Genomic DNA, 12,683 nt, shown 5'->3' with positions numbered 1-12,683 from the left:
CTAAATGCGGCATTTTTTTCGTCTTCATTTCCACATGGAAAGTATTTTCCGGCGCATATCCGGCCGAAATCACATGGGTTTATAGTATGATCACGGCCAAACTTTATGCATACGCTCCGTCTCCAGTCCATGAAAAACATGTTAAAAAAATACGGTCTGCTGGTATGGCTTTCTCTGTTACTGATTGCCGGTTTTGTCTTCACCACCGTTGCCGGCTACATCGTCTCGCGCGATACGATACAACAGGGGATATCTGAACAGACCCTGCCTATCACCGGGGATAATGTTTATTCGGAGATTCAAAAAGACATACTGCGGCCGGTATTCGTGTCTTCACAGATGGCTCATGACACTTTTGTCCGCGACTGGATCATCAACGGCGAAGATGATCAGGAACAGATCACCAAATATCTGAAAGAAATCAAACTCAAAAATAAAGCGATCTCCAGTTTTCTGATTTCAGATAAATCCCGCAACTATTATTACGCTGACGGTTTGTTAAAGCAGGTCAAAGAAGGCGAACCGCGTGATGCCTGGTTTTTCCGTGTGAAAAATCTCAAATCTTCCTACGAAACCAATGTCGATCTGGATCTCGCCAACCACGATGCAGTCACGATCTTCGTCAACTACCGGATTTTTGATTACCAGGGACAATTTATCGGCGCCACCGGCATAGGACTGACGCTCAATACTCTCAAGCATCTGATTGACAGCTACCAGAAACGCTTTGATCGCCAGATTTACTTTGCTGACAGGCAAGGCAGAATCACTCTGGCTGGCAGTAACTTCAGCAAACAAGGCGAAAATATTCAGACCATCAATGGCATAGGCAGCATCTCTGCGAAAATTCTGGCGAATCACAGCAGCGAATCCATGCACCTGGACTATCAGGGCAATAACGGCATGGTGCTCGTCAACTCGCGCTATATTCCTGAGCTTGGCTGGCATTTACTGGTAGAACAGGATGCCAGTTCCGGCATGCAACCCGTGCACAATGTTTTTTTGCTCAATATTGGTCTCAGCGCTGCCATTACGATTCTGATCATGGTGATGGTGCTGCTCACTGTGCGCCGCTACCAGAAACGCCTGGAAAAATGTGCATCGACGGATTCCCTGACAAATCTGCTGAATCGGCATGCTTTTGATTTCGTCTTTCAGCAAAGTCTGCTCGACAGCGAGCGCACACGCCAGCCTCTGTGTGCGATTCTGCTGGATATTGATTTCTTCAAAAAAATTAACGACAAACACGGTCATCTGATCGGTGATCACGTCCTCAAAGAAATCGCTGCAATCGCTAAACGTTCTTTACGGGAAAGTGACGTTATCTGCCGCTGGGGTGGCGAAGAGTTCCTGATTTTGCTGAAAAACTGTACGCTGGAAAAAGCAACTTCCATCGCTGAAACCTTACGTAACACCATTGCCAATAACGATTTTTCACGCACGACCGACCTCACCCGCACACCACTGTCTGTCACAGTCAGCATGGGTGTCGCAGAATGCCGGACCAGCGAAACCGAGGATAGCGTATTTGAACGCGCGGATCAGGCTTTGTATCAGGCCAAAGCCAACGGACGGAACAGTGTTTATTTTTCTGAATGATGTTTGCGGGTCGCTAATTCAACGGTGGGAGTGACAAACGCCTGATACAACTCTCCCGCTGCCTGATCCCACTGAGAAACGACCGCCTGCTGCCGGCTGACCGTTGTCATATCGCCGCGCGCGATCGGCCCGGTCAGTGCTGCGGGTGCTCCGAGCTGAAATACATTCTCCAGTGACTGACGTGCCAGCGGCTGCGCCATTGCCCGCGCCAGTTCAGGTGGAATCCCAGCCGACTCATAAGCACGCAATGCAACGTCCATCAGACTCACCAGATAATTGCTGGCAAACACCGAACCTGCGTGATACAACAATTTCGATTCAGCGCTGATCTCAACCGTTTGCGCACCGATGGCCTGCATCGCCGGCAATAATACGTCCAGAGCCCGGCGATCACCTTCGAGACTGCATATGGTTCCGGAAAAATGATCCGCTACTGCTTGCGGATCTGCGAAGCTGCGTACCGGATGCACGCTGGCCACCACCGCGCCAGATGAGGCAGCCGCAACAAGTTCAGTGGATGCCTTCGAGCCGCTGCAATGAAACACGATAGTATGTTCATTGATCAGTCCTCGTTCACTTAAAGCATTGCAAACATCGGAAATATGATCATCGCCGACCGCCAGCATCCAGACATCTGCCGCAACTAATTCCTGCCAGTTGGCAAGTGCAGCACCGGCACCAATAAACGTCCGGGCAGCCTGGGCGCTGGCAGATGTCCGGTTCAATATCTGTGTGACAGAAAATACGTTCTGTTGCTGAAAGCAGCGCCCAAATACCTGACCGACTTTGCCGGCACCGACTATCGCCATCGTCTTCATGCGACCACCGGTTCAGGATAACGCCGCAAACCTTCCAGATTCAGTATCGTGATGCCGCCATAATCAACGGACAGCAATTGCTTCTTTTCGAGCAGTTGCAAAGCCTGATTCGCTCTTTGCCGCGACACACTGGAAATATAGCCAATCTCCTCCTGCGATATCTGCAATTGCATACTGCTGCCGGGATTCAGATAAGGATGAAACATCGCCGCCAGACAACGCGCGACGCGGGTATCAGGATCAAGCATGCGATCATATTCCACCAGAGAAATAAACAAGCCCAGCCGTTCGTTCAACTGATGCAAAAGAAAGCGATTGAATGGAATGCTGTTATCCAGCAAAAACGTGAAGGTGCTGCGCGGCATGTACGCGACGCGGGTATCACGCAAGGCAACAACGTCATAACGGCGCGGCTCAGTTTTTAATAAGGAGCCTTCGCCGAACCAGCCGCCCGCCAGCATACAGCTGAAGGTAACCGTTTTTCCTTCCGGCGAAATACTGCTCATTTTCAGAAAGCCGTCGAGCACGCCCATCCAATGATCGACAGGATCGCCTTTACGGCAAACATAACCACCGGCCGGAATAAAGCGCTCCACCACCTCTTCCTCGACTTTTTGCATGTGATCCGGCGCCAGCATGTGCGCCCACATTGTCTTTGCCAAGCCTTGTTTCAGTTCACTTTTTATATTCGCCATATTTGTGCAACGCACCACCGAAAGTTGGTTCATTCCGTCAGATTGTCAGTCAAACGACAGCCGCAGCTGATACAAGCAACTAGTATCTGATCAACAAAAATAATTATTCAGGATCGACAGATTATCATCCGGCCTCAATACACCGACCGCCGGAATACATGACCGTCATCCTGATGGAGACATTGTAAGCGAGCTGACACATAATCCAGCCACTTAAACACCGTTTCGATTTACGTATTCAACGGTAACGACAATGCCACCCAGCTTGCAGTAGCCACAGATAACAACCGCAGTAAGTCTGATGTAAGACGCAGTACAGAAACTCATAAAAAAAGAAGCAATCATACTGGCTGCTTGAACGATCAGAGTATCGTACAGCTGACCAGACAGGCCAAAACAAATAAGGCTGGTGGTGGAGACATGACAAAGACAGAGAACACAACGTTCCCGCGACTGTTGCTGGAACACGGAACAACACGTCCGCAGCATCCGGCGTTCCGTGAAAAAGATCTGGGCATCTGGCAAACCTGGAACTGGCAACAGGTCAACGAAGAAGTGCGCGCGCTCGCCTGTGGTCTGGCAGCACAGGGATTTCAGCGCGGCATGAACCTCGCGATTATCGGTGATAATCGCCCGCGCCTATACTGGGCGATGATGGCAGCACAGTGCCTCGGTGGTATTCCGGTGCCTTTGTATCAGGATGCGCCGGCAGCCGACATGGCGTATGTGCTGGAAAACGCAGAAATTGCTTTTGCCGTTGTCGAAGATCAGGAGCAGGTCGATAAATTACTCGACATCAAACAGCACTATGCCGGCATACAGCACATCTGTTTTGAAGATGAACGCGGCATGCGGCATTATCATCAGCCAGAGCTGATCTCCTATGCAGCTTTGCAGGAAACCGGGCGCATGTATGACCGTACCCATCCTGAATTTTTCTTACAGCAGATCGGACTCGGGCAACCTGAAGATACCGCGGTCATGCTGTACACCTCGGGCACAACCGGTAAGCCCAAAGGCGTGTGCCAGAGCCATCGCTCATTCATGACCGCTGCTGTCGGTGGTGCAGGTTTTGATCAACTGAGCGCCGGCGAAGATATACTTTCCTATCTGCCGATGGCGTGGGTTGGCGATCACTTGTTTTCATTTGCACAGGCGCTGGTCACAGGCTTTACCGTCAACTGTCCGGAATCCAGCGAAACCGTGCTGACTGATTTGCGTGAAGTTGGTCCTACCTATTATTTCGCACCGCCACGCGTGTTTGAAAACATGCTGACCACCGTCATGATACGCATGGAAGATGCAGGCGCTGTCAAACAGCATCTGTTTCAGTATTACATGGAAATCGCACGGCAGTATGGTGCCGACATTCTTGATGGCAAGCCGGTTTCAGCCCTCGCCAGACTCAATTACCGCATCGGCGAATTTCTGATTTACGGGCCGCTGAAAAATGTACTCGGCTTATCGCGTGTCAGAGTCGCGTATACCGCGGGTGCTGCAATTGGCCCTGATCTGTTCCGTTTCTATCGCTCTATCGGCATCAATCTGAAGCAGTTGTATGGCTCCACCGAAACCTGTGCCTACGTTTGCCTGCAACCGGATGGCAACATCAAATTTGACAGCGTCGGTCAGGCTGCACCGGGTGTGCAAGTGACGCTGGCAGAGAATGGTGAAGTGCTGGTGAAATCGAGCGCCATGCTGACCGGTTACTACAAACGACCGGATGCGACCGCCGAAGTCATCGATGAACAGGGCTATTTCCATACTGGTGATGCCGGTATCTTTGACGGAGAAGGGCATCTGAAAATCATCGACCGCGCCGCGGATGTCGGCAAGCTCACCAATGGTGATATCTTTGCACCGAACTACATCGAAAACAAACTCAAGTTTTTCCCTTTCATCAAAGAGGTTGTCGCCTTTGGTCATGACAGAGACCATGTCTGCGCCTTCATCAACATTGATATGGAAGCCGTCGGCAACTGGTCAGAACGCCGCGGCATCGCCTATTCCGGTTATACCGATCTGGCTGCCAAAGCTGAAACCTATCAGCTCATCATGTCGTGCATAGAAAAGGTGAATGCTGATCTGGCCAATGAAACCCTAATGGCAGGCACACAGATACATCGCTTCCTGATCCTGCACAAAGAGCTTGATCCGGACGACGACGAGCTGACCCGTACACGCAAAGTCCGGCGCAAATTTATTGCAGAAAAATATGCGGTACTGATAGAAGCGCTGTATTCAGGCAAACGCTCGCAATACATAGAAACGCAAGTCAAATTTGAAGATGGTCGCCAGGGCACTGTCAGTGCCGACCTGCACATCAGTGATGTCAAGACATTTGCTGCCCAGCAGCATGCGGCATAAGGAAAAGCAATGACCAATAACAGAAAAACCGGTGAAGTCATTCTTGATTTGCAAGGCATTTCCTTGTCGTTTGGTGGCGTCAAAGCGCTGACAAATATTTCGTTCAACGTCAGAGAACACGAAATCCGCGCGATTATCGGCCCAAACGGTGCAGGTAAAAGCTCGATGCTGAATGTAATCAATGGTGTGTACCGGCCGCAGGAAGGGCAGATCACCTACCGTGGCCGCCAGCGCAAAGATATGAATACCTATGCGGCGGCGAAAAGCGGCATCGCCCGCACGTTTCAGAACATCGCTCTGTTTAAGGGAATGAGCGTGCTCGACAACATCATGACGGGGCGAAATCTGAAGATGAAATCCAATTTCCTGATGCAGGCACTGTATCTGGGGCCTGCGCGCAGAGAGGAAATTGCTCACCGTGAAAAAGTCGAAGAAATCATCGATTTTCTGGAAATTCAGCACATCCGCAAAACGCCGGTCGGACGATTGTCTTACGGTTTGCAAAAGCGGGTTGAGCTCGGTCGTGCGCTTGCCGCTGAACCTGAGATTTTATTGCTGGATGAACCGATGGCCGGTATGAACGTCGAGGAAAAACAGGACATGAGCCGTTTCATCCTTGACGTGAATGATCAGCTCGGCACCACTATTGTTCTGATCGAACATGATATGGGCGTCGTGATGGATATTTCTGACCGGGTTGTCGTTTTGGATTACGGTAAAAAAATCGGCGACGGCACACCGGCTGAAGTGCTGGCAAATCAGGAAGTGATCAATGCCTATCTTGGCGTTGCACACTGACACCACCGTCTTGAGGAAAACAAAATGAATCTCAGTTTTTTCTTTGAAGTGCTCATCGGTGGCTTGCTGTCCGGCGTGATGTATGCACTGGTTGCACTAGGTTTTGTGCTGATCTACAAAGCCTCCGGCGTATTCAATTTCGCGCAAGGGGCGATGGTGTTTTTTGCCGCCCTGACCTGTGTTGGTCTCAGTGAAAAATTTGATCTGTCGATGTGGGTCGCCATACCGCTGACGATGGCAGTGATGATCGTCCTGGGTCTGGCAATCGAAAAAATCGTCTTGCGACCACTGGTTAATCAACCGGAAATCACGCTCTTCATGGCCACCATCGGTCTGACCTTTTTCATCGAAGGGCTGGCGCAATTACTGTGGGGTTCACAACCGCACAAGCTGACCTTACCGATCGAAGACGTGCCTATCGAATTTCTGATGGAAAAATTCAATATTCTGGTGTCGCAGTTTGACGTGATTGCCGCCCTGATCTGTGCTGTTCTGGTCATCGGTCTGGCACTGCTGTTTTCCAAAACAAAAATCGGACGCGCGCTGCGGGCAGTTGCGGACGATCATCAGGCCGCGCTGGCAGTCGGTATTCCGTTGCAACAAATCTGGGGCATCGTCTGGGCGGTTGCCGGTTTTGTCGCACTGGTGGCAGGTTTGCTGTGGGGTGCACGTAATGGGGTGCAGTTTGCACTGACGTTTGTTGCACTGAAAGCGCTGCCAGTGCTGATTCTGGGCGGTTTCACGTCGGTACCCGGCGCAATCGTTGGTGGTCTGATTATCGGTGCCTCAGAAAAACTGGCAGAAGTGTATATCGGCCCTCTGGTCGGTGGCGGTATCGAGGGCTGGTTCCCGTATGTACTGGCATTGCTGTTTCTGCTGGTACGGCCGGAAGGTTTGTTTGGCGAAAAAATCATACGCAGGATTTAAACCACATTGTTCTGAGCAACCACCAATCATATTCTGCCTTGCCAGACAAAAATGGCTGGTAAGGCGCATGAATACGAAGACTTACACTAAGACTTGTATTAAGACTTAAGGAAACACTATGTTCTATCGTGAAGCAGGACAATTTAAAACCAGCTATCAGGCAGACAACCAGATATTTCCACTGCGCCAGGACAGAATCGGCGTTGCCCTGTTGCTGTGCGCCGCTTTTTTTGCGGTACCATTGCTCGCCTCTGATTATGCTTTTTCCGCGATCTTTATTCCTTTTCTGATTTTTTCACTGGCGGCACTGGGCTTAAATATCCTGACTGGCTACGCCGGGCAATTGTCGCTGGGTTCGGCTGCATTCATGGCAGTCGGTGCGTTTGCTTCCTACAATTTCATGCTGCGTATACCTGGTATTCCAATCTTGCTGGCATTTGTCCTCGGCGGTATTTCAGCGGCAATGGTCGGTATCGCTTTCGGTTTACCGTCGCTGCGCATACGTGGTTTTTATCTGGCTGCCGCGACGCTGGCAACGCAGTTTTTTGTGGTCTGGTGTCTGACTAAAATCCAATGGTTCACCAATTACAGTGCTTCCGGAGTAATCACCGCACAGGAAATTGAGATCATGGGCATGAGCTTCAACACACCGGTCAAAAAATATCTGCTGACTTTAGGCATCGTCTGTGTGATGGCCTTACTGGCAAAGAATATGGTGCGTTCAAACGTTGGTCGTTCGTGGATGGCAGTGCGTGATATGGACGTTGCCGCAGAAGTGATCGGATTCCGGCTGATGCGTACCAAGCTGCTGGCGTTTGCCGTGTCTTCGTTTTACTGCGGCATCGCGGGTGCGTTATATGCCTATGCTTATCTGGGCACGGTCGAACCGGAAGCCTATAACCTCGATCTGTCTTTCCGCATTTTGTTCATGATCATCATCGGCGGCGTCGGCTCTATTCTCGGTTCATTTCTTGGTTCGGCATTTATCGTTTTGCTGCCGGTATTTCTGAATCTGATCGCCCATTTTTTATCGTTACCGACCAACATCGCGTCGAATCTTGAATTGATGGTATTCGGCGCGCTGATTATTTTCTTTCTGATTGTTGAACCACATGGCCTTGCACGTTTGTGGCAGATCACGAAAGAAAAACTGAGATTATGGCCTTTCCCGCATTAAGTTTTTACTGTCGTCGTTTTTATAAATACAGAACGCCATGATGAAGGCGTCGTTCTACCCATACAACCAACAGGAGACAACATGAAACTGATGAAATCAATACTACTGGCATCGGCAATGATAGGTGCGGTGAATGTGGCACAGGCAGATGACCAGTACATTCCACTGCTCTCATACCGCGTCGGCCCTTACGCGGCGGGTGGCTCCGGCTTTTACGGCGGTGTCATTGATTACTTCAATCTGGTCAATGCCAAAGGCGGACTCAATGGCGTCAAGATTACATGGGAAGAGTGCGAGACTGAATACAATGCCTCGCGTGGTGTTGAATGCTATGAACGACTGAAAAAAGCACAAGGTGGCGCATCATTAGTCGAGCCGCTGTCCACCGGCATTGCTTACGGCATTCTGGACCGCGTTGCCGAAGATAAAATTCCGATGACCACGTTGGGCTACGGCCGTTCCGATGCTGCTAACGGTAAAGTGTTTCCGTATATTTTCCCGCTGATCACAAGCTACTGGAATCAGGCAGCAGCGATGACGAAATATCTGGGTGATAAATCCGGTGGAATGGACAAGCTTAAAGGGAAAAAGATCGTTCATCTGTATCACGATTCTGCGTTCGGTAAAGAACCGATTCCTGTCCTCGAAGCCCAGGCCAAACAATATGGCTTTGAGCTGATCAAAATCCCGGTCGCACATCCGGGCAACGAACAACAATCACAGTGGCTGCAAATTCGTCAGGCTAATCCTGATTATGTGATTCTGTGGGGCTGGGGCGTGATGAATGCGGTCGCGATTAAAACGGCGCAGCGTAATGGTTATTCGCGTGAAAAAATGCTGGGCGTATGGTGGGCAGGCTCTGAGGAAGATGCAATGCCTGCAGGTGATGCAGCAAAAGGTTATACCTCAATGACCTTTAACACGCCGGGCAATTATCCTGTACTCGATGAATTGCGCAGTAAGGTGTACGCGGCGGGTAAAGGTAATCTCAGCGACAAATCCCGTATCGGTTCTGTTTATCACATGCGTGGTGTGACTGCCGCGATCTTGTGGTCAGAAGCGATTCTGAAAGCGCAGGAAAAATACGGTAAAGGCAAACAGATGACTTCCGAGCAGATACGCTGGGGCTTTGAAAATCTGAATGTCGATGAAGCACGTCAGAAAGCTCTCGGTGCACTTGGTATGTTCCCGCCAGTGAAAACTTCTTGCGAAGACCATGAAGGCTCAGGTGCAGTCAAAGTGCAGCAATGGACAGGCGATAAGTGGAAAGCCATCACGCCGAACTGGGTCGTCGGTGATAAAGCGCTGACCCGCGCGATGCTGGAAGAATCGTCAAACAAATATGCCGCAGAGAAAAAAATCACTCCGGCTTGTCTGAAGTAATTTTTCCTGAATCAGGAGATATCCGGCAACGGATATCTCTGTTACGCCGACCGTCAATACAGGCATATTATGAGCATACATTCCATTTCGTCTGAGAGCGCCATCAACAACCCCGCCTATCTCAGCGTCAACAATATCGAAGTGATCTACGATCACGTGATTCTGGTATTGAAAGGCATTTCCCTGCAAGTACCGCAAGGAAAAATCGTTGCACTGCTGGGGGCGAATGGCGCCGGAAAATCGACCACGCTGAAGGCTATTTCCACTTTACTGAAAAACGAACGCGGCGATATCACCAAGGGTGACATTACATTTCAGGGACAACGTGTCGATCATCTGACGCCAAACGAACTGGTGAAACGTGGTCTGTCGCAAGTGATGGAAGGACGCCATTGTTTCGGCCATTTAAGCGTGGAAGAAAATCTGCTGACAGGCGCATACACGCGCGCGCTCAGCCGGACCGAGCTGAAAGCCGAACTGGAAAAGGTCTATCACTACTTCCCGCGCCTGCGTGAACGCCGCCATTCGCAAGCGGGCTACACCTCTGGCGGCGAACAGCAGATGTGTGCAATCGGCCGCGCACTGATGGCCAAGCCCAGCATGATTTTGCTGGATGAACCATCGATGGGTATTGCACCACAACTGGTGGAAGAAATTTTTGAGATCGTCAAAAGCCTGAATCAGCAGGAACAGGTTTCCTTCTTACTAGCCGAACAAAACACCAATATCGCGCTGCGCTATGCCGACTTCGGTTACATCCTCGAAAACGGCCGCGTCGTGATGGAGGGGGATGCCAGTGATCTCTCCAGTAATGAAGACGTGAAAGAATTTTATCTCGGTGTTTCAGGTGCGGGTCGTAAGAGTTTCCGCGACATGAAATTCTATCGCCGTCGCAAGCGCTGGCTGGCATAGCTGTAATCACAACAATCGGCAAATACGTCGCAACACATCGCATAAAACCGGCTTCACCAACTCCTATTACAAAGAGAACGTCATGATGGAATATCTGGACGCGCTGGAAACCCGCACCCCGCACAGCCGCGAGCAGGCGCTGATGCAGCGGCTGCCTTCATTGATTGCACAGGCAAAGACTGCCGCAGGATGGGCAGCGATACTGAAAGATGTGCCGGCAAATGATATCAACTCACGGCAGGCACTCGCGCAGTTACCTGTTACACGGAAGTCCGACCTCAAAACCTTGCAGCAGCAACAGTTGCCATTCGGTGGCCTGACAACGACAGAGCCTCGCGCACTCGGCCGGATTTTTATGTCACCCGGCCCGATTTTTGATCCTGAGGGAACATCGACGGACTGGTGGCGCTTTGCACGACCTATGTATGCAGCAGGCTTACGCAGCGGTGATCTGATACAGAATTGCTTTTCCTATCATTTCACACCTGCGGCATTCATGGTCGAAAGCGCGGCTACCAGACTCGGCTGCACCGTGATTCCGGCGGGCATAGGCCAGACAGAAATGCAGGTGCAGGCGATGGCGGCATTACGTCCGGATGCATATATCGGTACCCCGAGTTTTTTAAAAATCATTCTGGAAAAAGCCATCGACAGCGGTACCGATATTTCCAGTATCAAAAAAGCGCTGGTCGGTGCAGAAGCTTTACCGCCTTCATTGCGCCAATGGCTGAAAGATCACGGCGTGCCGCATGTCTTACAGATGTATGCCAGCGCCGATATCGGCAATATCGCCTATGAAACCATGAGCGATGGTGTGCTCAATCCCGGTATGGTGCTGGATGAAGAGATCATTCTCGAAATCGTACGTCCTGGCACCGGCGATCCGGTCGCTGAAGGTGAAGTCGGTGAAATTGTCGTGACTTCGTTCAACCCGGATTACCCGCTGATACGTTTCGCCACCGGCGATATGTCAGCGATCCTGCCCGGCATTTCACCCTGTGGCCGCACCAATCAACGTATTAAGGGCTGGATGGGACGTGCCGATCAGACCACCAAAGTCAAAGGCATGTTCGTTCATCCGTCGCAGATCGCGGAAGTTGTGAAACGCCATCCGCAAGTGCAAAAGGCGCGTTTGGTCGTCAGCGGTGAGATGGCAAACGATGTGATGACCCTCCATTGCGAAGCAGCCGATGACAGCGACGCACTGCAAGCCAGTATCGTCGCCAGTCTGCGCGATGTGACCAAATTGCGTGGCGAGGTGCTGTTTGTCGCAGCAGGCAGTCTGCCGAATGATGGCAAAGTCATCGACGATACACGTCGCTATGAATGAGGTGCTTTGAACTGCTGATGACGCAGGACTTAAGACTCACAACACCGATTGTTCACCTGTACTGGGCGCTGAATGGCGCCCTTTTTTTCACTCCCGCGCAGAAAAGTTGAAAATATTCTATAGTGCACCCCAAAGCGCATCCGCACGGAACGCTTTTTTGCCCGTTTTCACATTCCCTACCATCAACTGGCCGGAGACACATTCCATGACGACGCTCGATATTAATAGCAAACAACATCAGGTGGACGTTGATCCATCCACGCCCGTATTGTGGGCATTACGTGACGCACTGGGTCTGACAGGCACGAAATTCGGTTGCGGTCAGGCACTGTGCGGCGCTTGCACCGTCCACGTTAATGGACAGGCGACCCGTTCTTGTGTAACACCGGTATCTGCTGTCGCCGGACAAAAAATCACGACAATTGAAGCCATAGCCAACGATAAGGTAGGCAAGGCGGTGCAGGCAGCATGGATCAAACATGATGTCGCACAGTGTGGCTACTGCCAGAGCGGTCAGATCATGAGCGCCACCGCTCTGCTCAAAGCCAATAAAAAGCCGGCGGACGCTGATATTGATGCAGCCATGGCAGGTAATATCTGCCGCTGCGGCACGTATGTGCGTATTCGCGCTGCGATTCACGATGCTGCCAGCATGCTGGCTTAATCAGGAGAAGACC

The 12,683-nt window shown here is 51.0% G+C and carries 11 protein-coding genes; 9 read left to right on the top strand and 2 right to left on the bottom strand.

The window, feature by feature from the left end:
- Window positions 1-138 precede the first annotated feature (138 nt).
- Entirely contained in the window at window positions 139-1,599 is a 1,461-nt protein-coding gene (locus tag ACOTSW_RS09870; RefSeq protein WP_423678905.1) for a sensor domain-containing diguanylate cyclase, read from the top strand.
- Here ACOTSW_RS09870 and ACOTSW_RS09865 read toward each other — a convergent pair.
- Together ACOTSW_RS09865 and ACOTSW_RS09860 are read right to left on the bottom strand one after the other, a co-directional pair.
- Window positions 1,584-2,417 carry a Rossmann-like and DUF2520 domain-containing protein gene (locus tag ACOTSW_RS09865; protein WP_423678904.1) on the bottom strand — a complete coding sequence of 278 codons (834 nt, stop codon included), beginning with the start codon at window positions 2,415-2,417 and terminating at the stop codon, window positions 1,584-1,586. The two genes, ACOTSW_RS09870 and ACOTSW_RS09865, sit on opposite strands and share 16 nt — an antisense overlap.
- A complete protein-coding gene (locus tag ACOTSW_RS09860; protein ID WP_423682289.1) occupies window positions 2,414-3,067 on the bottom strand; it encodes a Crp/Fnr family transcriptional regulator in 654 nt (217 codons plus the stop codon). The genes ACOTSW_RS09865 and ACOTSW_RS09860 overlap by 4 nt, the downstream gene beginning before the upstream one ends.
- 465 nt (window positions 3,068-3,532) lie before the next feature.
- On the opposite strand from ACOTSW_RS09860, the gene ACOTSW_RS09855 reads away from it, so the two are divergent.
- The 8 genes from ACOTSW_RS09855 to ACOTSW_RS09820 all read left to right on the top strand — a co-directional run bounded on the left by ACOTSW_RS09855 (window position 3,533) and on the right by ACOTSW_RS09820 (window position 12,670).
- Window positions 3,533-5,479, top strand: coding sequence for an AMP-dependent synthetase/ligase (locus ACOTSW_RS09855; protein ID WP_423678903.1), 1,947 nt, complete (start codon window positions 3,533-3,535; stop codon window positions 5,477-5,479).
- A 9-nt stretch (window positions 5,480-5,488) separates the two neighbouring features.
- Complete coding sequence (locus tag ACOTSW_RS09850) at window positions 5,489-6,277, top strand: ABC transporter ATP-binding protein (RefSeq protein ID WP_423678902.1); 789 nt, start codon at window positions 5,489-5,491, stop codon at window positions 6,275-6,277.
- A gap of 24 nt (window positions 6,278-6,301) precedes the next feature.
- Complete coding sequence (locus ACOTSW_RS09845) at window positions 6,302-7,204, top strand: branched-chain amino acid ABC transporter permease (protein WP_423678901.1); 903 nt, start codon at window positions 6,302-6,304, stop codon at window positions 7,202-7,204.
- A 118-nt stretch (window positions 7,205-7,322) separates the two neighbouring features.
- On the top strand, window positions 7,323-8,381 hold the full coding sequence (locus ACOTSW_RS09840) for a branched-chain amino acid ABC transporter permease (RefSeq protein WP_423678900.1): 1,059 nt from the start codon (window positions 7,323-7,325) through the stop codon (window positions 8,379-8,381).
- Between the two features lie 81 nt (window positions 8,382-8,462).
- Window positions 8,463-9,764, top strand: a complete 1,302-nt coding sequence (locus tag ACOTSW_RS09835; RefSeq protein ID WP_423678899.1) for an ABC transporter substrate-binding protein — start codon at window positions 8,463-8,465, stop codon at window positions 9,762-9,764.
- Between the two features lie 69 nt (window positions 9,765-9,833).
- Complete coding sequence (locus tag ACOTSW_RS09830; protein ID WP_423678898.1) at window positions 9,834-10,676, top strand: ABC transporter ATP-binding protein; 843 nt, start codon at window positions 9,834-9,836, stop codon at window positions 10,674-10,676.
- Window positions 10,677-10,758: 82 nt separating this feature from the next.
- Window positions 10,759-12,006, top strand: coding sequence for a phenylacetate--CoA ligase family protein (locus ACOTSW_RS09825; RefSeq protein WP_423678897.1), 1,248 nt, complete (start codon window positions 10,759-10,761; stop codon window positions 12,004-12,006).
- 205 nt (window positions 12,007-12,211) lie between these two features.
- Entirely contained in the window at window positions 12,212-12,670 is a 459-nt protein-coding gene (locus ACOTSW_RS09820) for a (2Fe-2S)-binding protein (RefSeq protein ID WP_423678896.1), read from the top strand.
- The last annotated feature ends 13 nt before the right edge of the window (window positions 12,671-12,683 follow it).

This window comes from Undibacterium sp. WLHG33, assembly GCF_049544815.1.
Lineage (GTDB): Bacteria > Pseudomonadota > Gammaproteobacteria > Burkholderiales > Burkholderiaceae_D > Undibacterium.
The sequence above is the reverse complement of the archived record's forward strand: the minus strand, read 5'-3'. Positions and strand labels throughout refer to the sequence as shown.